The following is a 25248-nucleotide window of genomic DNA, read 5'->3' as shown; positions in this document are numbered from 1 at the left end:
CTGACCAGGTAATGTTCTCCACGTCAGCAGGCGCCGCTAGCTCAGTTGGTTAGAGCAGCTGACTCTTAATCAGCGGGTCCGGGGTTCGAGTCCCTGGCGGCGCACAGACAGCCGGAAGGCCCTTCGCGAGAGCGGGGGGCCTTCCGGCGTTTCGGCGTACGCCCGCGCGGTTTCCGCCGTACGCCCGTACGGGTCCCGCCGTCCGCCCGCGCGCCCCTCCGGTCCCGCGCCGCCGCACGCGCCCCCGCACGCGCCGGATGGCAGGAAAGGTGGGAAGCAGGTCATTGCTGCCACCGCTCCCCGTTGGGAGGCTGGCCGTATGAGAGCGCACAGCGTGGTCATCGTCCTCTTCGAGGGCGTGCAGAGCCTCGATGTGACCGGCCCCCTGGAGGTGTTCGCGGGGGCGGGCCGGGCCGCCGGGCAGCCCGCGGCCTACCGGGTCACCACCGCCTCCCCCGGCGGCGGGCCGGTGCGCAGCCACAGCGGACTGCGGCTGCTGCCGGACGCGGACCTGGCCGGGGTCGGGCCGGTGGACACCCTGCTGGTTCCCGGCGGGATGGACACCGGGCGCCCGGACCCGGCCCTGGTGGAGCGGATCCGGGAGCTGGCCGGAGCGGCCGAGCGGGTGGTGTCGGTGTGCACCGGGGCCTTCCTGCTCGCCGAGGCCGGACTGCTGGCCGGGCGCCGGGCGACCACCCACTGGGCCTACGGCGAGGAGCTGGCCCGGCGGTTCCCGGACGTCGAGGTGGACCCGGACCCGATCCACGTCCGGGACGGCCGGATCGCCACCTCGGCCGGGGTCACCGCCGGGATCGACCTGGCGCTGGCCCTGGTCGAGGAGGACCTCGGGCGCGAGACGGCCCTGCTGGTCGCCCGCCACCTGGTGGTCTTCCTGCGCCGGCCGGGCAACCAGGCCCAGTTCAGCACCCAGCTGGCCGCCCAGGTGGCGGCCCGGCAGCCGCTGCGCGAGGTGCAGCGGTGGATCGCCGAGCACCCGGAGGCCGACCTCTCGGTCGAGGCGCTGGCCGACCGGTCGGCGCTGTCGCCGCGGCACTTCGCCCGGGCCTTCGCCGCCGAGGTGGGGGTGACCCCGGGCCGGTACGTGGACGGGGTCCGGCTGGAGGCCGCCCGGCGGCTGCTGGAGGACACCGACCACGGCATCGAGGAGATCGCGCGCTCCTGCGGCTACGGCACCCCGGAGGCGATGCGGCGCGCCTTCGTCCGGGCCCTGGCCGCCCCGCCCGCCGAGTACCGACGCCGCTTCCGACCCGAACCCACTGGAGGTCACTGATGCGCATCGCCATCCTGCTCTACCCCGAGTTCACCACCCTGGACGCGGTCGGCCCGTACGAGGTGCTGTCCCGGCTCCCCGGCGCCGAGGTGGTGTTCGCCGCCGCCGAACGGGGGCCGGTCCGCAACGACGTGCACAGCCTGGCGCTCACCGCGGACGCCGCCCTGGACGAGGTGGACTCGGCCGACCTGCTGCTGGTGCCCGGCGGGCCCGGGACGGAGGCCCAGCTGAAGGACCGGGCCGTGCTCGACTGGGTGCGCCGGATCGACGCGACCACCACCTGGACCACCTCGGTCTGCTCCGGCTCGCTGATCCTGGGCGCCGCCGGGCTGCTGGAGGGCCGCCGGGCCACCTCCCACTGGGGCGTCCTCGACCGGCTGCCCGGGTACGGGGCGGAGCCGACCGGGACGGAGCGGGTCGTCATCGACGGCAAGTACGCCATCGCCGCCGGGGTCTCGGCCGGGATCGACCTCGCGCTGACGCTGGCCGGCCGGATCGCCGGGGACACCGTCGCCCAGGCGATCCAGCTGCTGATCGAGTACGACCCCCAGCCGCCGTACGACTCCGGCGCGCTCGCGAAGGCGTCCCCCGAGGTGGTCGAGGAGGTGAACCGGCTGATGCGGGGCTAACCCCGCACCGACGGGAAGGCGTGCCGGCGGGCGGCGGTGGCCACGGCGAGGACGGGGAGCATCAGCGCGAGCACCGTCCAGGGCAGGGCGCCGGTGCCCAGGCCGCTCAGGACCAGGCCGCCGAGCACGCCGCCGCCCGCCATCGCGGCGTTCCACAGGGTCACCAGGACGGCCTGGGCGGCGTCCGCCCGCTCCCCGCCCGCGTCGCCGAGGGCGGTCTGGAGCAGGGTCGGGGCGCCGCCCCAGCCGAGGCCCCAGAACAGCGCCGCGGCGTACACCAGCGGCGTGCTGCCGGACGCCACCGCGAGGACGGCCGCGGTCACGGCGACCAGCAGCGCGCCGCCGATCGTCAGCTGCCGCAGCCGGCGGTGGATGTGGGCGCCGACCAGCCAGACGCTCGCCAGCGAGGCCAGCCCGAAGACCAGCAGCACGGTGCCGGTGGCGCCGCCGAGGCCGGCCCGGTCCAGGAAGGGCGCGATGTAGGTGAACAGGATGGTGTGCGCGAGCACCCAGAGCACCGTCACGGTGAGCACCGGCCGGACGCCGGGCACGGTGAGCGCGTCCCGGACCGGAACGCGCTCACCGGCCGGCTGCCCGGGCTGGTCCGGCAGCAGTGCCGCGATCCAGCCGATCACGGCGACCGCCAGTGCCGTCATGGCCAGGAAGGGCACCCACCAGGCGAGCACCTGCCCGAGGAAGGTGCCGACCGGCACTCCCAGCGACAGCGCGACCGGCACGCCCGCCATCGCCACCGCCATGGCCCGGCCCTGCTGGTCGACCGGCACCAGCCGGCGCGCGTACCCCGCCAGCAGGGCCCAGGCGAGGCCGGCCGCGACGCCCGCGAGGAAGCGGGCGGCGAGCGTGAGCGGGTAGTTGGTGGAGACCGCGGTGACGGTGTTGGCCACCGCGAAGCCCGCCATCGCGGTGAGCAGCAGCCGCTTGCGGCCCCAGCCGGCGGTGGCCGCGCTGAGCGGGATCGCGGTGACGGCGGAGCCGATCGCGTAGACGGTGACGGTCTGCCCGGCCGCGGACTCGCTGACCCCGAGTGCCTCGCTCATCCCGGGCAGCACCCCGGCCGGCAGGTTCTCGGTGAGACCGGTGACGAAGACGGCGGTGGCCAGGGCGAGCAGGGCGGGGAGCGGGAAGGGCTTGGGGGGTACCGGGGTGGTGAGCTGTGTGGTCGCCATGGGGACCATGCTTGGACCTCACACCGGTGTCAGGTTCAAGCACGGTCCCACGGGCGGTCGGGTCAGCTGATCAGCCGGCCCGGGACTCGGCTGCTCAGCGGCCGAAGTAGCCGTTGAAGTTCTTGGAGAACTCCTGGCCGCCGAACCGGTCCCAGTTGATCGACCAGGTCATCAGCCCGCGCAGGTTCGACTGCGCGCCCGAACGCGGCACGTAGGTCCCGCAGTTGGCCAGCTTGGTGAGGCAGTCGAGCGCCTTGTTCACCTCGGCCGGGGCGACGTAGCCGTTGCCCGCGTTGGTGGTGGCCGGCATGCCGATGGCGACCTTGGAGGCCGGCAGCGCCGGGAACACGTTGTTCGCGTTGCCCGCCACCGGGAAGCCCTTGAGCAGCATGTCGGTCATCGCGACGTGGAAGTCGGCGCCGCCCATCGAGTGGTACTGGTTGTCCAGGCCCATGATGGAGCCGGAGTTGTAGTCCTGGACGTGCAGCAGGGTGAGGTCGTCGCGCAGCGCGTGGATGACCGGCAGGTACGCCCCGGCGCGCGGGTCCTGGCCGCCCCAGGGGCCGGATCCGTAGTACTGGTAGCCGAGTTGGACGAAGAAGGTCTCCGGCGCCATGGTCAGCACGAAGCCCGGGCCGTACTTGGCCTTGAGGGTCTTCACCGCGGAGATCAGGTTGACGATGACCGGGCTGGTCGGGTTCCTGAAGTCGGTGTCACCGGTGTTGAGGGAGAGCGAGTGGCCCTCGAAGTCGATGTCCAGGCCGTCCAGGCCCCACTTGTCGATGATCGCCGAGACCGAGCTGACGAAGGTGTCCCGGGCGGCGGTGCTGGTCAGCTGGACCTGGCCGTTCTGGCCGCCGATCGAGATCAGCACCTTCTTGCCCTGGGCCCGCTTGGCGGCGATGGCGGCCTTGAACTCGTCGTCCGACTCGACGGTCGGGCACTCGGTGGCCGGGCAGCGGTTGAAGCGGATGTCGCCGGAGGTGACGGAGGTGGGCTCGCCGAAGGACAGGTTGATGAAGTCCCAGGAGTTCGGGACGTCGGCCATCCGGGTGTAGCCGGCGCCGTTGGCGAAGCTCGCGTGCAGGTAGCCGACCAGGGCGTGGCTGCCGGCGGGCGGGCTGGTGGGCGTCCCCGTGGGGGTGCCCGTGGGCGTGCCGGTCGGGGTGCCGGTGGGCGTTCCGGTCGGTGTGCCCGTCGGGGTCGCGGTCGGCGAGGCGGTCGGCGAGGCCGTCCCGGTGGGCGTCGGCGTGGGCGTCGGGCTGGGCGCGCCCGGCCCGTCCAGCGAGATGTCGTCCGCGTAGTAGGTGCCCTGGCCGTACCAGCCGTGGGTGTAGACGGTGGCACTGGTCTGGGTGGCGCCGGTGGTGAAGCTGAGGCTGAGCTTCTGGTACGAGCCGCCGGTGCCCGGGGTCCAGGTGCTCGGGCCGCCGCCGTCCACGCCCAGGTAGACGTACGAGCCGTTGACGTAGGCGCTGAGCGTGTAGGTGGTGTTCGGGGCGACGGTGACGGTCTGGCCGCACTGGGCGGTGTCGCCGGCCGTGGCGGCCGCGGCGAGCGCGCGACTGCCGCCGTGCACCGGGCTGGTGACGACGCTGCCGGAGTTGCCGGAGCAGCTCCAGGGGCCGAGTGAGCCGGACTCGAAGCCGCCGTTGACCAGGAACTCGCCGGCCGAGGCGGTGGGCGCCAGGCCGAGTGTGACGCCGACCAGCGTGGCCGCGGCGACGGCGGAGGCGGTGCCGGCCGCGATGGTGGCGCGGCGTTGTCCGGGAAGGGTTCTGCGCATGCGGGTGCTCCTGCGATGGCGCGGTCGTGGGGGACGTCCGAGGGCACGCCGGAGCACGGGCCAGTGGGGGGAACGGCCCGGCCTGGCACCCAAGTTGGACTAGACCACTGAAGTGGATCCGGCCGTGAGGTGTCAATGGTCCAGACCGGTTCGGACGGCCCCGGCCCACCGGCGCCCGGCCGCCCCCGGCCACCCCCGGTTGCCTCCGGTTGCCGGAGGTGACACCCCGTCGAAGGATGGAGGCGTGACCCCGCCCGGCTACCTCCGCCACCCCCACCTGCACGGCGGCCTGCTCACCTTCACCGCCGAGGACGACGTCTGGATCGCCCCGCTGGACGCCGACGGCGGCGGCACCGGCCGGGCCTGGCGGGTCGGCTGCGACCGCACCCGGGTCAGCCACCCCCGCTTCTCCCCCGACGGCACCACCCTCGCCTGGACCAGCTGGCTCGCCCTGACCCCCGAGGTGTGGACCGCCCCGGTCGAGGGCGGCCCGGCGGACCGGCTCAGCTTCTGGGGCAGCCAGGACACCCGGGTGCGCGGCTGGCTGCCGGACGGCGAGGTGCTGGCCGTCACCTCCTACCACGAGCCCTTCGGCCACTACACCTGGGCGCACGCCCTGCCGCCGGACGGCTCCCCCGGCCGCCGGATGCCCTGGGGGCCGGTCGGCGACGCCCAGATGAGCCGCGAGCGGACCGTGCTGCTCACCGGCGCCGCCCCGCACGGGCCGGCCGCCTGGAAGCGCTACCGGGGCGGCGCCACCGGCCGGCTCTGGGTGGACGGCGACCGGATCCTTCCCGGGCACACCGGGCACCTCGCCGCGCCGATGCCGGTCGGCGGCCCGCTCGGCGACCGGATCGCCTTCCTCTCCGACCACGAGGGCATCGGCAACGTCTACTCCTGCCGCCCGGACGGCACCGACCTGCGCCGGCACACCGACCACGCCTCCTACTACGCCCGTGAGGCCGCCACCGACGGCACCCGGATCGTCTACCAGCACGCCGGCGACCTCTGGCTGCTGGACGACCTGGCCGCCCCCGCCCCGCGCCGGCTGCACGTCCCGCTCGGCGGCGCCCGGGCCGGCCGCCGCCCGTACCAGGTCAGCGCCGCCGGCCAGGTCAAGGACCTCGCCTGCGACCAGACCGGCCGGGCCGGGGTGGTCACCGTGCGCGGCAGCCAGTACTGGCTCACCCACAAGGACGGCCCGGCCCGGGCGCTCGCCGACACCCCCGGGGTGCGCACCCGGCTGCCGGTGGTGCTCGGGCACACCGGTGAGGCGGCCTGGGTCACCGACGCCGAGGGCGCCGACGCGATCGAGGTGGTGCCGCTGCCGGGGCACCCCCGCTCGGAGCAGCACCGCCACCGGGTGCTCGCCGCCGGGCGGATCGGCCGCGTCCTGGAGCTCACCGCCTCCCCCGACGGCAGCCGGCTCGCCGCCACCACCTCGGACGGGCGGCTGCTGCTGGTCTCCGCCGCCGACGGCGGGGTGCGCGAACTGGCCGCCTCCGGCTACGGGCCGGTCACCGGCGCCCGCTTCTCCCCCGACTCGCACTGGACCGCCTGGTCCGAGCCGGTCGCCGGGCGCTCGCTGCGCCGCATCCGGCTCACCCGCGCCGACGCGTCCGCGGCGACCACCGACGTCACCGACGGCCGGTTCGAGGACGAGCAGCCGGTGTTCACCCGGGACGGCCGCTACCTGGCCTTCCTGTCCTGGCGCGGCTTCGACCCGGTCCACGACGTGCACACCGGCGACCTCTCCTTCCCGGTCGGCTGCCGCCCGTACCTCGTCCCGCTCGCCGCCGACACCCCCTCACCGTTCACCGCCCCGCCCGAGGACGGCGCCGCGCACGGCGAAGGCGGCGACGGCACCGTCCGGGTCGACCCGGAGGGCATCGGCGAGCGGCTGCTCCAGTTCCCGGTGATCGCCTCCAAGTACTCGGCCACCGACGCGGTGCGCGGCGGCCTGGTCTGGCTGCGCTGGCCGATCTCCGGCACCCTCGGGCAGACCTTCGCCAGCCCGGAGGACACCTCGGGGCGCCCCTCGCTGGAGCACTTCGACCTGGCCCGGGGCACCCGCAGCACGCTGGTCGACAAGCTGGACGGCTACGCGGTCTCCGGGGACGGCGGCTCGATCGCGGTGTACTCGGCCGGGACGCTGCGGGTGGTCCCGGTCGCCGCCCCCGCCGCCGGCACCACCGTCGACCTGCGCCGGATCACCCACACCGTGCACCCGGCCGCCGAGTGGCGCCAGGCCTACCACGAGGCGGCCCGGATCGTCCGGGACCAGTTCTGGGACGAGCGGATGTCCGGCCTGGACTGGCCCGCGCTGGTCGCCCAGTACGAGCCGCTGCTGGACCGGGTCTGCTCCCCCGACGACTTCGCCGACCTGCTGCGCGAACTCCTCGGCGAACTCGGCACCTCGCACGCCTACGTCACCCCCTCCCGGCGCGCCGAGGGCCCGGTGCTCGCCCAGCAGCCGCTCGGCCTGCTCGGCGCCAACGCCCACCGCTCCCCCGACGGCCGCTGGCTGGTCGACCGGGTGCTGCCCGGCGAGACCTCCGACCCGCGCGCCCGCGCCCCGCTCGCCGCCCAGGGCGTGCGGGACGGCGACGAGTTCCTGGAGGTCGGCGGCCGCCCGGTGGACCCGCTGCGCGGACCGCTGCCGCTGCTGGCCGGCACCGGCGGCACGACGCTCGAACTGGCCCTGCGCGGCGCCCCGGACGGCCCGGTGCGGCGGATCGTGATCACCCCGCTGGTCGACGAACGGCCCATCCGCTACCAGGACTGGGTGGCCAAACGGCGTTCCCTGGTACGCGAGTTCAGCGACGGACGGTGCGGCTACCTGCACATCCCGGACCTCGGCGGCTCCGGCTGGGCGCAGTTCAACCGGGACCTGCGGCGCGAACTGGACAAGCCCGCGCTGGTCCTGGACGTCCGCGGCAATGCCGGCGGCAACGTCTCCGAACTCGTCCTGGAGAAGCTCTCCCGGCACGTCCTGGCCTGGGACTTCACCCGGGACCGCCGCCCGGTCCGCTGGCCCCGGCACGCACCGCGCGGACCGCTGGTGGCGCTGGCCGACGAGGCCACCAGCTCCGACGGCGACGTGATCATCGCGGCGATCAAGCTGCTCGGGCTCGGCCCGGTGATCGGCGCCCGCACCTGGGGCGGGGTGGTCGGGATGAGCGGACGGCACACCCTCGGCGACGGCACCCAGATCTCGGTGCCGAAGAACGCCTCCTGGTTCGGCGGCGGGCTCGGCTGGACGGTGGAGAACCGGGGCGTCGAACCGGACGTGCACGTGCTGCGCACCCCGCGCGACTGGGCCCGGGGACGCCACCCGGAGCTGGTCGCCGCCGTCCAGCTGGCCCTGGAGCTGCTGGAGGACGCCCCCGCCGCCGAGCCGCCGTCCGCCGACACCCCCCGACCGGACCTGCGCCGCCCGCCGCTGCCGCCGCGTACGGCCTGAGGTCCGGGCTCAGCCCCAGGGGTCGCCCTCGGCGGTCATGTTCTCGGCGGCGCGCCGGTCGGCCTCCTCCTGGGCGAGCCGTTCCTGCTGCTCCCGGGTGCGCTCGATGTCGTCGCCGTACGCGTCGGCGGCCTCGTCGTGGGCGAGGGCGGCCCGCTGGGCGGACTCCTGTCCGACGGACTCGTGCTGCGGCCGGTGGAACAACCTGTCGAAGATGCCCATGGCTCCTCCTCCGGGGGGAACGACGGAATGCCGGGCTGTCCCCCACTCTCACACCGGGCACGGACGGGCGCACCTTGAGCCTTTGGTCCCTGGTGAACGCGTCCAAGGGCCGTAGCCGGGAGCCGCCGGACGGGCGGAGGGTGGTGGCCGTCGGCGACATCCACGCCACCCCCTGGAGCCCGCAGTGACCGTCGTACACCCCGGAAGCCCCGCCCGGCGCACCGTCGAGGACCAGCACGACGGACCGCGCCGGCGGGTCGGCCCGCTGGCCGCCCTGGACGGCCGGCTGCCCGGCGCCCACGACCTGCTGCTGATGCAGTGCCCCAGCTCGCTGCGGCCCCTCGCGGGCGGCGAACTGCCGGGCTGGGCACGGGCCGTGCTGCGGGCGCACCCCTGGGTGACGGTCGGCCGGGCGCCCGCCGTGGTCGGCAACCCGGTGGACCTGCCGCACCCCCAGCGCTGCACCCGGGACCCGGAGGCCGCGCCCGAGCTGTGGTTCCCGGTGACCGTGCGCGGCCCGCGCCCCGGCCAGCGGCTGGACGCCCTGGCCCCCTGGGCGGCGGTGGCCCGGACCCTGCGGCCCGAACAGCTCCCCGACCGGCGCGGGCACCTGGCCCCCGAACGGCTCGCCGGCATCCCGGCCCTGGCCCTGCTGCCCGAGGTCGGCCGGCTGGTCGCGGACCACCGGCTGCCCTGGGGCCCGATCGGCGCGGTCGGCTACGAGCTGGGCAGCGGCGTGCCGGTGGCCGGGCCGATGAGCCCGCTGCGGCTGGTGCTGCGCGCGCCGCAGCCGATCAGCCGGCGGGACGCCCTGCAGCTGCGGCGGGCCCTGACCAAGCTGCCGGTGCCCGTGCAGGCCGAACTGGAGACCCGGCACGGCTCGGTGCAGCTCGCCGAGTACGCCTCCGGCGCGCTCGGCCTCACCCTGCTGACCCCGGACGGGCCCCGCGAGGTCCACGACCCGTGGTTCCCCCGGGGCCCGTTCGCCTGACGGGCCCGGACCGCCCCCGAGAGAAGTCCTCGAAAGAATCCCGGGCCCGATGTCAATCCCGCCGGGTCCGCTCCGACGTCCCGGTGTGCGGCACCCCGCCGCACGATCACGGGACAGGAGCCCCAGTCATGAACCAACTGCTCAGAGTCATGAACTTCAACGTCTCCGCTGACGGCGTCGCGGCCGGCGAGCACCAGAGCTTCGAGCTGCCGTTCGGCCTCGACCGCCCCGAGCGGCTCTTCTCCTGGGCCGGGGCCACCGCGAGCTGGCCGATGCGCACCGACCCCGGCGGCAGCCGGGGCCTGGACGACTACTTAACCCGGGACTTCGACCGCAACATCGGCGCCGAGATCATGGGGCGCAACAAGTTCGGGCCCCAGCGCGGCCCGTGGCAGGACCACGAGTGGCTCGGCTGGTGGGGTGCCGAGCCCCCGTTCCGTACGCCGGTGTTCGTCATGACCCACCACACCCGGCCCTCGTTCACGCTCTCCGACACCACCTTCCACTTCGTCGACGGCGACCCGGCCACCGTCCTCAAGCAGGCCCGGGAGGCCGCCGACGGCAAGGACGTCCGCCTCGGCGGCGGGGTCACCACCATCCGCCAGTTCCTCGACGCCGACCTCGTGGACACCCTGCACATCGCGGTCTCCCCGCTGGAACTCGGCACCGGGCTGAAGCTCTGGGAGTCCCCCGACGAGCTGCTCGACCGGTTCCACCTGGAGGTCGTGCCCAGCCCGAGCGGCGTGGCGCACCACCTGTTCTGGCGGCGGTGACACGGTGGCCCCACTTCTCGGCGGAGGAGTGGGGCCCCGTTCGGCGCGGTGGGAACGACGGTCAGCCGGTGATGCTCGCCGCACCCGTCTCCAGGTGGCCGGTGAAGCGCTGGGACCAGGTGCTGTCCGCATCCACCGTCACGGTGAAGTCGTACCAGCCGTTGCTGTACGCCACGGCGTTGAAGAAGTCGCTGACGCTGCCGCCGGCCGGGACCTGGTACGTCCAGGGGCCGTCGGTGCGGTAGTTGTTGGACGCGATCGTGAACGTGATCGGGGTGCTGCCGGAGTTGGCGAGCTTGAAGTAGAGCGCGAGCTTGCCGGTGCCCGGCTCGACCGCGTAGGAGGCGGTGACGGCGGCGTTCTTGCCCGCCTTCATCGCGTCGCCCTTGAAGCGGCGCAGGAAGCGGTTGGGGCCGACCACCGTGAGGTCGTACGGGCCGCCGCCGAAGTTGGTGCCGCAGTTGAAGAAGTCGCTGGTGCTGCCGCCCGGGTCCACCGTGTACTGCCAGGGACCGCCGCTGCGGTAGGCGTTGGCGTAGGCCGCGAAGTGGGCGGACTTGGTGGCGGCGGCGCCCCCGTTGTCCATCGCGATCCAGACCTTCATCACCCCGCCGGAGCCGAACTCCAGGTGGTCCAGGTTGGCGTTCGGCTGGTACGGCAGGGCGCGCGCCGGGCGGGTGCCGGACTCCTGCACCGGGAGCTGGTTGTTCACCGGGGCCGGGTTGGGCAGCGGGCCGCAGGCGGACAGGCCGATGGTCTGCGAGGTGTCGGGCAGCGCGGGCAGGCCGTAGACCGGGTTGGCGAAGTCGAACACGCTGGTGAGGTCGCCGCAGACGCGGCGGCGCCAGTCGCTGATGTTCGGGCAGGTGGCGGGCTTGCCGAGGGCGGCGGTCCAGGTCTCCAGGAAGCGCAGCACCGAGGTGTGGTCGAAGGTCTCGGAGTTGACCCAGCCGCCGCGGGTCCAGGGCGAGACGGCGATGAGCGGGACGCGGAAGCCGAGGCCGATGTTGGTGCCGTTGTAGAACTCGCCCGGGGTGCCGGCCGGGGCGGCGGGCGGCGGGACGTGGTCGAAGAAGCCGTCGTTCTCGTCGTAGTTGATGAACAGGACGGACGAGTCGAAGACGTTCGGGTCCGCGTTGAGCGCGTCGATCACCATGTGGACGAAGTGCGCGCCGTCCACCGGGGTGGCGTACGGGTGCTCGGAGGAGGCCTGGTCGGGGACGATCCAGCTCACCTGCGGCAGCGTCCCGGCCAGCACGTCGGCCTTGATGGCGGCGGCGATGTCGTCCGGTGTCCGCCCGGTGACCTTGGGCACCGAGCCCATGCCCTTGACGGCCAGCGGGCTGCCGGCCTGGGCGCCCGTGAAGTTCGTGAAGTACGCCAGGGCGTTGTCGCCGTAGTTGTCGGCGGCGTTCTGGTAGACCTTCCAGCTGACGCCGGCGCTCTCCAGCGCCTCGGCGTAGGTCTGCCAGCGCAGGCCCTTCTCGTCGCCGCCGTCGTAGGCCGGGCCGCCCGCGGTGCCGGCCGGGTCGATCTGGCCGGACCAGTGGTAGGTGCGGTTGGGGCCGGTCGCGCTGAGCACCGAGCAGTGGTAGGCGTCGCAGATCGTCCAGTTCTCGGCCAGGGCGTAGTGGAACGGGATGTCCTGGCGGGTGAGGAAGCCGAGCGTGCGGACGTTGCCCTTGGCGGCGACCCAGGAGTCCATCTTGCCGCCGTTCCAGGCCTTGTGCTGGTCACCCCATCCGTGGCTGAGGTCCCCGTTGCACTGGGCGAGGCGCTCCGGGTCCGCTCCGCCGGCCGGCTTGGTCTGGCTGAACTGCCAGGGGTACTGGCGGGCGAGCAGGCCGTTCGGCTGGTTGAAGACGCTGTAGCCGCCGGAGATCTGGATGGCGCTGCGGTCGGCGAAGCCGCGCACGCCGCGCAGCGTGCCGAAGTAGTGGTCGAAGCTGCGGTTCTCCTGCATCAGGATCACCACGTGCCGGGCGTCGGTGATGGTGCCGGTCGCGCTGAGCGCGGCGGTGGAAGCGGGAGCTGCGCCACTTCCCTGGGCGGCCCCCGCGGGCCCCGCGGCTCCGGTGCCGGCCACGGCGAGGCCTGCCGCGGCGGCGCCGGACAGCGTGACGAACTTCCTACGACTCAACTCGGCCATCAGACCGGTCCGTCCCTTCGCTGGCGATGTTGTGTGCACAAGTCGGGGCCATCGATCGCGGAGAAGTCTCCACCTCGGCCCGACCGGCCCACCAGGTGCCGACGGCAGGTTTGGCGGACTGTTCGCCCGGGCGTCACCGAGCGACGCCCGGGCGAACGCGCGAAGGGGCTCAGGTGCTCAGCGGTCCTTGACCTCGATCCCCAGCGCGTGGGCGAACTGGGGGGCCAGCTCCATCAGTTGGAGCGAGCTGATGACCGCCCCGCGCAGCCCCTGGTGGCCGTCGACCAGGCCGAGCCGGACGGCGCCCCGCAGGTCCGTCCGGCTCAGCGTGGCGCCGCGCAGCCGGACCTCCTCCAGCGTGGAGCCGGGGAAGGACACCCCGGTCAGCTTCGCCTCGCCGAAGTCCACGTCGCGCAGCAGGCAGTCCTCGAAGACGACGTCCCGCAGGACGGCCGAGCGCAGGTTGACCGCCTCCAGCTTGCAGCCCCGGAACACCACCCGGCGCAGCGCCGAGCCGTACCCGGCGACCCCGGCGAGCACGCCGCCGACGAAGGAGCTGTCCTGCCACTCGGAGTCGCTCAGGTCGCAGGCGACCCAGCGGCCGGCCTGCACCCACACCTCGTTGAACCTTGCCTGGCGCAGCTTGACCCCGCTGAGCGCGACACCGGTGAAGGCGCACTCCAGGAAGGCCGCCCCGGCGCCCGACTCGTCGGTGTGCTCGCCGCCGTCGAAGTGCGCGGTGTCGTACCGCTCGTCGGCGCGCAGCGGCCCGGTGTGCGGGCGCAGCAGCTCGGCGTACGGGAGGTCGGCGAGCCGGTCGGGGGCGGAACGGGGCATGGCGGTGGCTCCTGGCGGTCGGGGCGTACGGGTCTCGGCCGCATGCTCGCACGCGGCACCGACAACGCCGGGGAGCGACGAGGCCCCGGACCGGATCGCACCCGGGAACCGACGAGGCCCCGGACCGGCCGCGCCGAGGCGGCCGGTCCGGGGTTCACCGTCCGGGGTTCACTGCCCGGGGTTCAGCGCCCGGCTCAGCCGCGCGCCCAGAGCGAGTTGACGCGGCTGCGCTCGGTGGTGTTCGGGTACGGGTTGGTGCAGGAGGTGCCGGGGCCGCCGCCCGACATCAGCTCGCTGCACGGGCCGGAGTAGTGGTCGGGCAGGCCGAGCACGTGGCCGGTCTCGTGCGCCACCACGCGCACCGAGCTGTACTGCTGGTTCTGCTGGTAGTCGAGGAAGACGTAGCCGCGCCCGTGGCCGTCGGTGCTGGCGTAGGAGCCGCGGCTGTCGTTGCCCTCGTAGTAGCGGAAGTCGGCGGCCGAACCGGACTGCAGCTTGACGTTGGCGACCGAGCCGTTCCAGATCTGCGCGGCCTGGGATATCTGGTTGCGGAAGGAGGGGGCGGAGCTGGCGTCGTAGGTGACGGTGACGCTCGCCAGGCCCGGGTTGGCGGCCTGCTTGGCCTTGGCCGAGGCCATCACGGCCTGGAAGAAGGCCTGGTTGTTCGCCGCCTCCGCGGCCGAACCGGCGTACGTCGTGGCGGTGTAGCCCTGCACGGCCGGGGCGGTCGGCGTCGCGGCCGCGGCGGCGGTGGTGGGCAGCACGGCGAGGCCGGCCGCGAGGGCGAGGCCGAGGGTGGCGGACAGCACGGATCGCTTCATGTGGGGGCTCCGATTCCTGAGGTGACGTGGCCGGTTGGGGGCCGGCCGGGGGGAACACCTGGTCAACGGGTGGTGTCCCCAGAGCTTCGGGCAACCCGGCGCGTGCGCGGATGATGCCAACCCGCGATAGCACCGTTCAATACCCCTGCTATGGAGTCGATTTGAGCTGTCTTTTCCTCGACTTGACTCAATCGTGCCCCTGGCATTCCGTTCCGGCGGCGGCTAGGCTCCGGTCCGGGGAAGTACCCGGGGTGGCGGGCCGCTCGATTCCGGCCGAGCGGCCCGCCACCCCGAACCCGCTTGCCGCTCGCGTCAGTTCCGCGCCGCGAGACCGTTCGCCCAGAGGTAGTCGACCTGGCTGCGCTCGTTGCCGTCGGGGTACGGGTTGGTGCAGGACGGGCCGGGGCCGCCGCCCGACATCAGCTCGCTGCACGGGCCGGAGTAGTCGTCGGGCAGGCCGAGCACGTGGCCGGTCTCGTGCGCCACCACGCGGAGCGAGCTGTACTGCTGGTTCTGCTGGTAGTCGAGGAAGACGTAGCCGTGGCCGTGGCCGTCGGTGCTGGCGTAGGAGCCGCGGCTGTCGTTGCCCTCGTAGTACGAGAAGTCGCCGCTGCCGCTCGCCGCCTGGAGCTGGACGTTGGTCTCCGAGCTGTTCCAGATCTGCGCGGCCTGGGATATCTGGCTGGTGAAGGAGGGCGCGTTCGCGGTGTCGTAGGTGACGGTGACGGTCGCCAGGCCGGGGTTGGCGGCCTGCTTGGCCTTGGCCGAGGCCATCACGGCCTGGAAGAAGGCCTGGTTGTTCGCCGCCTCCGCGGCCGAACCCGCGTACGTCGAGGGGGTGTAGCCCTGCACGGCCGGGGCGGCGGGAGCGGCGGTCGCGGCGGTGGCGGGCAGGACCGCCAGGCCGGCCGCGAGGGTCAGGCCCAGGGCTGCGGACAGCACGGATCGCTTCATGTGGGGACTCCGGTTTCGCGGTGCGCCGGCTCGCCGGGGCCCGATGGGGGCCGGGCCCGGCCGGGGCGCACGGTGGGGGCCGCCCCGGGCGGTGGCCGAGGGGCGGGTTGCTGCCCCCGAGCTTCGACCCGGGCGGGGCCGTCGCGGATGATGCCAACCGGCGATAGCACCACCGCATAGCGGCCCGGTGCCGTCGTGCGGCGCACCGGCCGATCCGTCGGCCGTTCAGCCGGTCGGTCCGTCGGCCGGCCCTTCGGCATGCCTTGAATGCCTGTCATGTCCTTGGCGAAGGGGTGCGACGGCGTCTATGCTCCCGACGTGGAGCTCGACGTGAGACACCTCCGGGTGCTGTGCGCGATCGCCGACAGCGGCAGCCTCCGCAAGGCCGCGCTCCAGCTCGGCATGACCCAGCCCTCCCTCACCACCCAGCTGCACCGCATCGAACGGGCCATCGGCGGCACCCTGTTCACCCGCGAGCAGACCGGCAGCCGGCCCACCGCGCTCGGCCACTCGGTGCTCTCCCGGGCCCGGCCGGTGATCACCGAGATGGCCGCCCTGGTGGCCGCCGCCCGCCAGGAGGCGCGGGACTCGGCCGGCCCCGGCCGGCAGCGGCGGCTGCGGATCGGCAGCGTCGGAAGCCGGGCGGTCGCGGCCTGGCTGCGCCGGGTGCACGAGCGGCTGCCGGACACCGACACCACCATCCACGTGGACATCTCGGCCAGCGCGCTGCTGCGGATGGTCGCCGCCGACCAGCTGGACGTGGCCTTCGTGCACGAGTGCGAGGGCTTCCCGCTGCGGGTGCCGCCGGACGCCGAGCACCGGGTGCTGATGGCCCGGGAGCCGCAGTTCGTCGCGCTCGCCGCCGGGCACCCGGCCGCCGCCCGCGACGTCGTCCACCTGGCCGACCTCGCCGAGGACACCTGGATGGTCGACCCGACCGCCGACCACGAGTACGCGGCGATGCGCCGGGTGTTCACCGAGGCCGGGCTCAACCCCCGGGTGGTCCAGGTGCGGGACAACGCCACCGCCGCCGAGCTGGTCGCCTCCGGCGAGGCCGTCCGCCCCTGCCAGCCCACCTCACTGCCCGGTCCCGGCACGGTGGTCCGCCCGGTGCACGGGGACCCGCTGGCCGTCCGGCTGCTGTTCACCTGGCGTCCGCGCGTGCTCAGCCCGCCCGCGCTGGACGCGCTGTACGGCGAACTGCGGGCCGCCTACCTGGATCTGGCCAAGGTCAACCCGGCCTACCTGGACTGGCTGGCGCGGCACGAGCCGGTGCTGCTGGGCCGGGTCGGCTGACGGGCTGTTCGGACAGGGCGGTTCGGACTGGGCGGTTCGAACTGGGCGTGCCCCGCGGATCGGTACGCCCCGCGGATCAGTACGCCCGGCGGGCGCCCGCCCACCTGCTCTCCCGGCCGTGGACCAGCACGCCCACCGCCACCATCAGCGCGCAGACCAGGCCCGCCGCGAGCACCCCGGAGCCGCCGAGCGCGGTGCAGGCCAGCACCAGCGCGGCCCCCGCCGGCGCCACCGACTGGGCCGCCGCACCCCGCTTGGTGTGCCGGGAGTGCAGGAACCAGACCGTGACCAGGTAGAGCGCGGTGGGCACGGTGACCGTCGCGGTGGCGGCGGTCTCGGAGATGTGCGCCTGGTGCACCGCCGACTCCACCGCCACCTCCAGCCCGGTGCCGATCGCCGCCGCCGAGGCGAACACCAGGTAGTGCCCGTACCCCCAGACCAGCGCCTGCCGGTTGGAACGCAGGTGCTCGTGGACGGACCGGGCGAAGTAGATCCACCAGGCCGCGAAGCAGATCAGCAGCCCGCCGGCGGCCACCGGCACCAGCCGGCCCAGTTCCTCGTGCTCGTCCACCGCCGACTGCACCGCGACGGTCGCCGCCGCCACCGTCTCGCCGAGCACGATCAGGGTGAACAGCCCGTACCGTTCGGCGATGTGGTGCGGGTGCCAGGAGGTCCGCGCCCGCAGTTCGGCGACCACCGGCACGGCCAGCTCGCACAGCACCCCGACCGGGATGACGTACAGCCGGACGTCCTGCGGCAGGAACAGCACCACCACCCAGCCGGCCTGGCAGAGCGTGATCCCCGCCGCGTAGCCCAGCGCGACCCGGCGCGCCGGGCCCTGCTCGCCGGCGGCCGCGCGCAGCCACTGGGTGACCATCGCCAGGCGCATCACCAGGTAGCCGACGATCCCCAGCGTCAGGTCCTGGGTGGCGAAGATCCGCGGCACGCCGGCGGCGAGGATCAGCACCCCGGCGATCTGCACCAGCGTGGTGATCCGGTACGGCACGTCGTCGACGTCGTACGCGGAGGCGAACCAGGTGAAGTTCATCCAGGCCCACCAGATCGCGAAGAAGGCCAGCACGAAGCCGCGCAGGCCGTCGCCGTAGTGCCCCGCCGCCAGCGAGCCCGCCAGTTCGCGCCCGGCCTGGCCGACCGCGACCACGAAGCAGAGGTCGAAGAAGAGCTCCAGCGGGGTGGCGACCCGGTGCGGCTCGCTCCGGTCGCGCGGGACCATCCGGCGCACCGGCGGCGGATCGACGGGGTGGCTGGGGCGTGCCGTCGCGGCGGGGTCACTGGCCATCGGAGCTGCTCCGGGGAGTCGGGAGGAGGGCGGGGGGACCGTCCCGCGCATCCTGGCAGCGGCCCCGGCCCGGCGCACGCACCGGCGCGACGGCTCTGCACGCGGGCGTGACGGCCGTGCACGCACCGGCGCGGCCCGGAAAGGCCGCGCGCCCCCGGGCGCGATGGCCCCGTATGTCCCCTTTTTTCCTTGCCGTCAGCCGTAGTTGACGCTCCGGTGCGCGAACCGGGTGACAGCGCGGCGGGTTTCCGGGCGCGCCCCGCGCGCTGCGTCGCGAGCGACCGGAGCGCCGCTAGATTCTTCCCCGGTTGGAAGAGCGCGGGCCCTGCCGGGCCCCACGACACGGGTGGCGTGCGGGCAACGCGGAAGGTCAAGGCGGGTGGCGGGATTGCGGGGGCGGCGGAGCCGATCCCCCCGCGTCCGCGCCACCGGCCTCGTGATCACCGCGCTGCTCGCCAGCGCCTGCCGTGCGGCCCGCCCCGCCCCGGCGGCGGCTACTTCTCCCAGCCGAGCTTGCTGTAGTCCTCCCCCGCCAGACCGAAGGCCCCGTAGTTGGCCAGGCCCTTGCGGGTCGCCACCACCTCCGGCCGCTGGTAGAGCTCGACGGTGTGGCCGAGCTCCCAGATCTTCGCGTCCGCCTGGTTGTAGAGCTTCGCGGCCTCCGCCGGGTCGACCGTCCCGGCGGCCTTCTTCAGCAGCTCGTCGATCTCCTGGCTGCCCAGGCGCGAGGGGTTGCTGAAGCTGTTGTCGCCCACCGGCAGCCGGAAGTTGGTCAGGCTCTTGGAGAGCGGGAAGGAGTCGGTGTTGCGCCAGCTCGCGATCTCGAACTTGCCCGGGTTCACGTACTTGGTGAAGAAGTCGTTGGCGGGCACCTTGTCCAGGCTGACCTTGGCCCCGGCCGCCTGCCACATCGCCACCGCCGCGGTGGCCAGGTCGATCTGGGCCTGCGGAGTGGAGTCGTTGAGCACCCAGTGCAGTTCCAGCGGCCGGCCGTCCTTGGTGCGCGGCTGACCGCCGCCGGCCTCCTTCCAGCCCGCCTCGTCCAGGAGTTTCTTGGCGGCGGCCAGGTCGAACCTGGCCCAGTCGCCAGAGGTGTCCTGGTACCCGGTCTGGTTGGGCATGAAGATGTGGTTGCCGAGCGGCTTGAACTCCACCGGCACGCCGTTGTTGGCGATCTTGATCAGTGCGGAGCGGTCCAGCGCCTTGCCGAGCGCCTGCCGGACCTTCCGGTCGCTCAGCGCACCCGAGCCGCCGAAGGAGATGTGCACCTCGTCCCACGGACTGGCGCTGCGGATCACGGTGTCCTTGGCGTCCTTGAGCTGCCCGTACGCGGTGGCGGTGCCGGCCGCGGCGTAGTCGATCTCGTTGTTGAGGTACGCCTGGGTCGTCGCCGACTGGGACATCACCCGGAAGGTGACCTTGTCGACCTTGGCCCTGGTGCCCCACCAGGCCGGGTCGGGGACGAGGGTCAGGGTCTGCGCGGTCTTGTCCGCCGTGCCGACCTTCAGCGCGCCCGCGGTGATCGGGATCTTCTCCACCCAGCCCTTGTTGAAGTCGTCCGGGGTGGAGATCCCGGCCGCCGGGATCAGCGGGCGGAACAGGTTCTGCCAGTCGGCGTACGGCTCGGCGAAGGTGACCTTCACCTCGGTCGGATCGGCGCCCTGCTCGACCGCGGAGATCTGCTCGTAGCCGGACGGGTCGGAGACGTTGTACGCCGGGTCCTTGCCGCCGGCGGCCTGCCAGTCGGCCTTGAAGTCCAGGTAGCCGAGCGGCTTGCCGTCCGACCACTTGGCCTTGGGGTTGAGCCGGTAGGTGACCACCTGCGGCGAGGTCGAGGTGACCTTGGCGTCCACCAGGTAGTCCGGGTCGGGCAGGAAGCTGCCGGCGGCGTCCGTATTGAAGAGCGAGGGCTCCAGGTTGCGCATGATCGAGACCGCGGAACCGTAGTAGCCGTCCACCTGTAGCGGGTTCCACTGGGTGATCCACTGGTAGAGCGGGAAGCGCACCTCCCCGCCGTCCTTGACCTGGTCCAGCGGCTTGGGGTTGAGGTCGTTGGCGCCCGGGCCCGGCGGCTCGCTCTTCGCCGCGTTGTCGGCGGAGCCGCCCCCGCCCGAGGTGCACGCGGTGACCGCGAGCGCGACGGCGACGGCGAGCGCGGCGGCCCGGCCGAGGCGGCGGGCCGTGGTGGAAGCGTCCATGAGGGTCCCCCTGGGATCGATGACGGGAGTTGGGGCGCGAGAGGTGTGACGGGGCTTGAGCGTGGGCAGCCAATTCGGCACCGGGCGAGCAGAAGGTAACAGCGGATCAGATCCGCCACCAGGGGGAGGAGGGCACACCTGATCGAAAAGTCACACGCGGCAACACGGGCGCAACACCGCCTCAGTGCCCGGGTGCTTCACTCTGACCTGCGCTTTCCCAACTCACCGACCAGTCAAGCCATCTGACGATCCGCCAAACCCTGCCAACCGACGCCCCGAACGGGCCCGGACCGGAGGCCCCCACCCGATGCCCACCAGACGCGTCGGCCCCACCCGCACCGTGACGGGCGGCCGTTGATGCTCCGCTTCCTGACGAAGCGGCTGAGCTACTACGCGGTGCTGCTGATCGCCGCCGTCTTCCTGGCGTACGCGATCTCCGCGACCGCCCTGCAGCCGCGCACCTACTTCGACGCCAAGGTCCCCCGCCCGGCCGTCGAATCGGTCGAACGCCAGCTCACGGCGCTCAACCTGAATGACCACACCCCGGTCGTCGAACGCTTCGGCCACTGGGCCGGCGGGCTGCTCCACGGCGACCTCGGCCGGACCATCCACGACACCCCGGTCACCGACGACTTCGGCCGCCGGGTCTGGGTCTCGCTGCGGCTACTGCTGCTCGGCAGCCTGCTGGGCATGGTCCTCGGCGTCGCGGCCGGGGCCTGGAGCGCGGTGCGCCAGTACCGGATCTCCGACCGGCTGCTCACCGTGCTGTCCTTCGTGCTGCTCTCCACCCCGGTCTTCCTGGTCGCGCTGTTCCTCAAGAACGGCGCCATCGCCGCCAAGGACGCGGCCGGCCACGACGTCATCCCGTTCACCGGCTACGAGACCCCCGGGCTCACCGGCGGCCTCGGCACCCACCTCGCCGACTGGGCGCTGCACCTGCTGCTGCCCACCATCTCGCTGGCCCTCGGCGGCCTCGCCACCTACAGCCGCTACCAGCGCGGCACCATGCTCGACGTGCTCGGCTCCGACTACCTGCGCACCGCCGAGGCCAAGGGCCTGACCCGCGGCCGGGCGCTGCTCAAGCACGGGCTGCGGACCGCGGTGATCCCGATGTCGACGATGTTCGCCTACAGCTTCCTGGGCATCTTCACCGGCGCGATCTTCACCGAGACGATCTTCGGCTGGCACGGCATGGGCGAGTGGCTGATCCAGTCGATCAACGAACAGGACGTCAACTCGGTGGTGGCGATCAACCTGTTCACCGCCGTCGTCGTGCTCGTCTCCGGCTTCCTCGCGGACACCCTGCACGCCGCCCTCGACCCGCGCGTGCGGTCCTGACCGGAGGAGAGCCGAATGACCACCACCGTCGCCGAGCCCTCCGCCGCGACCACCGCCCCCCGGGGCACCGGCCGCGGACGGCTCGTCCTCAGCCGGCTGCTCGCCGCCCGCGGCGCCGTCGCCGGGGCCGTCATCGTCCTGCTGCTGTTCCTGCTCGCCTTCGGCGGCGCGTACCTCACACCCTGGGACTACGCCGCCCCGGACTTCTCCGCGCTGCACCAACCCCCGTCCGCCGAACACTGGTTCGGCACCAACGGGGTCGGCCAGGACGTCTTCGCGCAGACCGTCCGCGGCCTGCAGAAGTCGCTGGTCATCGGTCTGCTGGTGGCGCTGTTCTCCACCGTGCTGGCCTCCGTCGTCGGCGCCTGCGCCGGCTACTTCGGCGGCTGGGCCGACCGGGCGCTGATGTTCCTGGTGGACCTGCTGCTGGTCTTCCCGGCCTTCCTGATCATCACCATCGTCTCGTCCCGGCTGAAGAGCGCCGGCTGGATCGCCTTCGTCCTGCTGCTCGCGCTGTTCAACTGGATGATCACCGCCCGGGTGGTCCGCTCGATGACCATCTCCCTGCGCGAGCGCGAATTCGTCCGCGCCGCACGGTTCATGGGCGTACGGCCGCTGCGGATCATCAGCCGGCACATCCTGCCGAACGTCGCCTCCTTCCTCATCATCGACGCCACCATCGCGGTCGGCGGCGCCGTGATGAGCGAGACCGCGCTCTCCTACTTCGGCTTCGGGGTCAAGCCGCCGGACGTCTCGCTCGGCACCCTGCTCGCCGCCGGGACCGGCGAAGCCCCGGTGTTCCCCTGGCTGTTCTACTTCGCCGCGGCGCTGCTGGTGCTGTTCGTGCTCGCCGTCAACCTGATCGGGGACGGGCTGCGCGACGCCCTCGACCCCACCTCCGGGACCGCGCCCCGCCGTTCCCGGTCCGCCCGCCGTTCCCACCGCCCTGCCAGCCGTAGGAAGCTCCCGTGACCACCACCGTCGAAACCCCGCTGCTCGCCGTCCGGGACCTGCGGGTCGACTTCGCCGGGCCCGACGGCCCTGTCCCCGCCGTCCGCGGGGTGGACCTCACCCTGCGGCGCGGCGAGACCCTCGGCATCGTCGGCGAGTCCGGCTCCGGGAAGTCCGTGACCGCGCTGTCCGTGCTCGGGCTGCTGCCCGGCACGGCGCGGGTCAGCGGCTCGGTGCGGCTGGACGGGCGGGAACTGGTCGGGCTGCCGGGCCGGGAGCTCGCCGCGATCCGCGGCCGCCGGATCGCCATGGTCTTCCAGGACCCGCTGTCCGCCTTCACCCCGGTCTACCGGATCGGCGACCAGATCGCCGAGGCGGTCCGCGTCCACCAGCGGGTGGACCGGGCCGCCGCGCGCCGCCGGGCCGCCGAACTCCTCGACCTGGTCGGCATCCCGGCGCCCGACCGGGCCCTGGACAGCTTCCCGCACGAGTTCTCCGGCGGCATGCGGCAGCGCGCGATGATCGCCATGGCGGTCGCCAACGATCCCGACATCCTGCTCGCCGACGAGCCCACCACCGCCCTCGACGTCACCATCCAGGCCCAGGTGCTCGACGTGCTGCGCACCGCCCAGCGGGAGACCGGCGCGGCGCTCGTCCTGGTCAGCCACGACCTCGGGGTGATCGCCGGGGCGGCCGACCGGGTCGCGGTGATGTACGCCGGACGGGTGGTCGAGACGGCCGGGGTGGACGAGCTCTTCGCGGCCCCGCACCACCCGTACTCGCTCGGCCTGATCGGCGCGCTGCCCCGGCTGGACGGGCGCGGCGGTCCGCTCGTACCGATCCCCGGCACCCCGGCGCCGATGGCCGAACTGCCCCCGGGCTGCCCCTTCGCGGCGCGCTGCCCGCTCGCGGAGGAGCGCTGCACGACGGCCGAGCCCGCCCTGGAGGGTACGGAGGAGCACCTTTCGGCCTGCGTACGGTCGGCGGAGCTCGCCGAGCGACGGCCCGCGCCGGCCGAGGTCTACCCCGTTCCGGAGCTGCCGACGGCCGCCGCCGGCCCCGTCGACCGCTCCAGCCGGACGCCGGTGCTGTCGGTGAGCGGCCTGGAAAAAACGTTCCCCCTCCTCAAGGGCACGGTGTTCAAGCGCAAGGTCGGCGAGGTGTACGCGGTGGACGGCGTCGACCTGGACCTGCGGGAGGGCGAGACCCTCGGCCTGGTCGGGGAGTCCGGCTCCGGCAAGTCCACCACCCTGTTCGAACTGCTGCGGCTCGGCGCCCCGGAGACCGGCCGGATCGAACTGCTCGGCCACGACACCGCGACGCTCACCCGGGCCGAGGCCCACCGGCTCCGCGCCCGGGTGCAGATCGTCTTCCAGGACCCGATGGCCAGCCTCGACCCCCGGATGCCGATCGGCGACATCGTCGCCGAACCACTGCTCGCCCAGCGCGCCCCGCGCGAGGAGATCGCCCGCCGGGTGCCCGAGCTGCTGCGCCAGGTCGGCCTCGACCCGGAGCACGCCGTCCGCTACCCGCACCAGTTCTCCGGCGGCCAGCGCCAGCGCGTCTCGATCGCCCGGGCCCTCGCCGTCCGGCCCGGGCTGCTGGTGCTGGACGAGCCGGTCTCCGCCCTGGACGTCTCCATCCAGGCCGGGGTGCTCAACCTGCTCCAGGCCCTCAAGGCCGAACTGGGCCTCTCCTACCTGTTCGTCTCGCACGACCTCTCGGTGATCCGGCACCTCGCCGACCGGGTCAGCGTGATGTACCTCGGCCGGACGGTCGAGCAGGGCGAGGTCTCCGCCGTCTTCGACCGCCCCCGCCACCCGTACACCCGCGCCCTGCTCTCCGCCGTCCCGCTGCCCGACCCCGCCGCCGAGCGCGCCCACGACCGCATCCTGCTGGCCGGCGACCCGCCCCCGCCCACCGAGCGCCGCACCGGCTGCGTCTTCCGCACCCGCTGCCCGCGCTACGCCGCGCTCTCCGCCCCGGCGGACCGGGCCCGCTGCGAACAGGAGCGGCCGACCCTGCTCGGCACCCCCGGGGCGGACCACCAGGCGGCCTGCCACCACCCGGAGCCGGCAACTCAGGGGCAGTGACAATCGGTAATCACTCGAACACGATTCGGTGGATCCGGTCGGCGGCGTGTAAAGTCTTCGACGTCAGCAAGCGCCGCTAGCTCAGTTGGTTAGAGCAGCTGACTCTTAATCAGCGGGTCCGGGGTTCGAGTCCCTGGCGGCGCACATGGCAAGGTCTCAGGCCGTCCACTCCGGTGGGCGGCCTGAGGCGTTTCCGGGCCGGGTAGGCCTTCTCTCCATGAACTCCCCCGACACCGGCACCCGGCCCCTGGCCGAGGAACTGCTGCTGCTCTGCGCCGACCCGGCGGACGGACGCCTTCGGATCCCCGCCCTCACCCTCTCGACGGCGGTCGCGGGCGCCGTCCTCGCCGAGCTCCAGCTGGCCGGCACGATCACCGTCGACGGGCGCCGGATCACCGGCCACCGGCCGCCGGGCGACCAGGACGAACTCGCCGCCGCCGTCCTGGCCGACCTCGGGCAGGCGGGCGAGGGCCGGCCCCGGACCCTCGAACACGCGCTGCGCGCGCTGACCCACCCGCACGGCCGGGCGACCCACCACCACCTGGACCGGATGGTCGGGCAGGGCGTGCTGACCGTCCGGAGCCACCGCTTCCTCGGGCTGCCCTACCGCCGCTGGACGGCCGTGCGGCCGGACGCCGGAGCGCTGATCGCCGCCCGGACGGCGGCCACGCTGGCGCGCGCCGGGCTCTCCGGGCTCTCTGGTCTCTCTGGTCCGACTGGTCTCTCTGGTCCGACCGGTGCGGCTGATCCGACCGATCCGGCCGACGAGCGCGACCGGCAGCTGGCCGGCCTGATCGGGGCGGCCGGGCTGGAGCGCCGGCTCTACCGGGGTCCGGACGGCGCCGAGACCCGGCACGCCGTCCGGCAGCTGGCCCGCGACCTGCCGGTCCCCCGGGCCGTGAAGCGGGAGATCACCCGGCGGAGGTCCCAGTCCGGGGGCTGATCCGTGCTCCGGCACCCGCCCTCGCG

19 protein-coding genes and 2 tRNA genes are annotated in these 25248 nt (G+C 73.7%); 12 read left to right on the top strand and 9 right to left on the bottom strand.

The annotated features are described in order from the left end of the window. Positions 1-30: 30 nt before the first annotated feature. The 3 genes from AMK13_RS31620 to AMK13_RS31610 all read left to right on the top strand — a co-directional run bounded on the left by AMK13_RS31620 (position 31) and on the right by AMK13_RS31610 (position 1920). Positions 31-104 (top strand) — tRNA-Lys (locus tag AMK13_RS31620). A gap of 215 nt (positions 105-319) precedes the next feature. After that, positions 320-1291, top strand: coding sequence for a GlxA family transcriptional regulator (locus tag AMK13_RS31615; RefSeq protein ID WP_049651944.1), 972 nt, complete (start codon positions 320-322; stop codon positions 1289-1291). Continuing rightward, the gene (locus AMK13_RS31610; RefSeq protein ID WP_049651943.1) at positions 1291-1920 is read left to right on the top strand and encodes a DJ-1/PfpI family protein; all 630 of its coding nucleotides are present in this window, start codon (positions 1291-1293) and stop codon (positions 1918-1920) included. The genes AMK13_RS31615 and AMK13_RS31610 overlap by 1 nt, the downstream gene beginning before the upstream one ends. On the opposite strand, the gene AMK13_RS31605 is transcribed toward AMK13_RS31610, so the two are convergent. Next, positions 1917-3107, bottom strand: coding sequence for an MFS transporter (locus tag AMK13_RS31605; protein ID WP_079272666.1), 1191 nt, complete (start codon positions 3105-3107; stop codon positions 1917-1919). The two genes, AMK13_RS31610 and AMK13_RS31605, sit on opposite strands and share 4 nt — an antisense overlap. A 94-nt stretch (positions 3108-3201) precedes the next feature. Beyond that, complete coding sequence (locus AMK13_RS31600) at positions 3202-4893, bottom strand: chitinase (RefSeq protein ID WP_074005106.1); 1692 nt, start codon at positions 4891-4893, stop codon at positions 3202-3204. Between the two features lie 244 nt (positions 4894-5137). Here AMK13_RS31600 and AMK13_RS31595 point away from each other — a divergent pair, with 244 nt between their 5' ends. Beyond that, on the top strand, positions 5138-8356 hold the full coding sequence (locus tag AMK13_RS31595; protein WP_241853112.1) for a S41 family peptidase: 3219 nt from the start codon (positions 5138-5140) through the stop codon (positions 8354-8356). Between the two features lie 9 nt (positions 8357-8365). Here the strand turns inward: AMK13_RS31595 and AMK13_RS31590 are convergent, their stop codons facing one another. After that, positions 8366-8578, bottom strand: a complete 213-nt coding sequence (locus AMK13_RS31590) for a hypothetical protein (RefSeq protein ID WP_049651940.1) — start codon at positions 8576-8578, stop codon at positions 8366-8368. Between the two features lie 184 nt (positions 8579-8762). Between AMK13_RS31590 and AMK13_RS31585 the strand changes: the two genes are divergently transcribed. Together AMK13_RS31585 and AMK13_RS31580 are read left to right on the top strand one after the other, a co-directional pair. Further along, the gene (locus tag AMK13_RS31585) at positions 8763-9569 is read left to right on the top strand and encodes a phosphoribosyl-dephospho-CoA transferase MdcG domain-containing protein (protein WP_074005105.1); all 807 of its coding nucleotides are present in this window, start codon (positions 8763-8765) and stop codon (positions 9567-9569) included. 128 nt (positions 9570-9697) lie between these two features. Then, positions 9698-10342 (top strand): dihydrofolate reductase family protein, encoded by a 645-nt coding sequence (locus tag AMK13_RS31580; protein ID WP_074005104.1) that lies wholly within the window; start codon positions 9698-9700, stop codon positions 10340-10342. Positions 10343-10403: 61 nt separating this feature from the next. Here the strand turns inward: AMK13_RS31580 and AMK13_RS31575 are convergent, their stop codons facing one another. The 4 genes from AMK13_RS31575 to snpA (AMK13_RS31560) form a co-directional block, all read right to left on the bottom strand. Next, positions 10404-12491: a phosphocholine-specific phospholipase C gene (locus tag AMK13_RS31575; protein WP_079272665.1), complete on the bottom strand. Its 2088-nt coding sequence runs from the start codon at positions 12489-12491 to the stop codon at positions 10404-10406. A 177-nt stretch (positions 12492-12668) separates the two neighbouring features. Further along, positions 12669-13328 (bottom strand): pentapeptide repeat-containing protein, encoded by a 660-nt coding sequence (locus AMK13_RS31570; protein ID WP_049652227.1) that lies wholly within the window; start codon positions 13326-13328, stop codon positions 12669-12671. Positions 13329-13522: 194 nt separating this feature from the next. Next, entirely contained in the window at positions 13523-14149 is a 627-nt protein-coding gene (snpA, locus tag AMK13_RS31565) for a snapalysin (RefSeq protein WP_049652228.1), read from the bottom strand. Between the two features lie 312 nt (positions 14150-14461). Further along, entirely contained in the window at positions 14462-15103 is a 642-nt protein-coding gene (gene snpA, locus AMK13_RS31560; RefSeq protein ID WP_074005103.1) for a snapalysin, read from the bottom strand. 318 nt (positions 15104-15421) lie between these two features. Here snpA (AMK13_RS31560) and AMK13_RS31555 point away from each other — a divergent pair, with 318 nt between their 5' ends. Then, positions 15422-16399, top strand: coding sequence for a LysR family transcriptional regulator (locus tag AMK13_RS31555; RefSeq protein ID WP_241853111.1), 978 nt, complete (start codon positions 15422-15424; stop codon positions 16397-16399). 76 nt (positions 16400-16475) lie between these two features. On the opposite strand, the gene AMK13_RS31550 is transcribed toward AMK13_RS31555, so the two are convergent. Together AMK13_RS31550 and AMK13_RS31545 are read right to left on the bottom strand one after the other, a co-directional pair. Then, a complete protein-coding gene (locus tag AMK13_RS31550) occupies positions 16476-17699 on the bottom strand; it encodes a low temperature requirement protein A (protein ID WP_074005101.1) in 1224 nt (407 codons plus the stop codon). Positions 17700-18193: 494 nt separating this feature from the next. Continuing rightward, the gene (locus AMK13_RS31545) at positions 18194-19897 is read right to left on the bottom strand and encodes an ABC transporter family substrate-binding protein (RefSeq protein WP_074005100.1); all 1704 of its coding nucleotides are present in this window, start codon (positions 19895-19897) and stop codon (positions 18194-18196) included. A gap of 357 nt (positions 19898-20254) precedes the next feature. Here AMK13_RS31545 and AMK13_RS31540 point away from each other — a divergent pair, with 357 nt between their 5' ends. The 5 genes from AMK13_RS31540 (at position 20255) to AMK13_RS31520 (ending at position 25222) form a co-directional block, all read left to right on the top strand. Next, positions 20255-21235, top strand: a complete 981-nt coding sequence (locus AMK13_RS31540) for an ABC transporter permease (protein WP_049652233.1) — start codon at positions 20255-20257, stop codon at positions 21233-21235. Between the two features lie 15 nt (positions 21236-21250). Further along, entirely contained in the window at positions 21251-22207 is a 957-nt protein-coding gene (locus AMK13_RS31535; protein ID WP_074005099.1) for an ABC transporter permease, read from the top strand. Next, entirely contained in the window at positions 22204-24279 is a 2076-nt protein-coding gene (locus AMK13_RS31530; RefSeq protein WP_074005098.1) for an ABC transporter ATP-binding protein, read from the top strand. Before AMK13_RS31535 ends, AMK13_RS31530 begins: the two co-directional genes overlap by 4 nt. A gap of 70 nt (positions 24280-24349) precedes the next feature. After that, positions 24350-24423, top strand: a tRNA-Lys gene (locus AMK13_RS31525). Positions 24424-24496: 73 nt separating this feature from the next. After that, positions 24497-25222, top strand: a complete 726-nt coding sequence (locus AMK13_RS31520) for a GOLPH3/VPS74 family protein (RefSeq protein ID WP_074005097.1) — start codon at positions 24497-24499, stop codon at positions 25220-25222. Positions 25223-25248: the final 26 nt, after the last annotated feature.

The sequence above is a fragment of the Streptomyces sp. CB02056 genome (assembly GCF_001905545.1).
Lineage (GTDB): Bacteria > Actinomycetota > Actinomycetes > Streptomycetales > Streptomycetaceae > Kitasatospora.
Note: the sequence above shows the minus strand (reverse complement) of the source record. Positions and strands in the feature narration are given on the sequence as shown.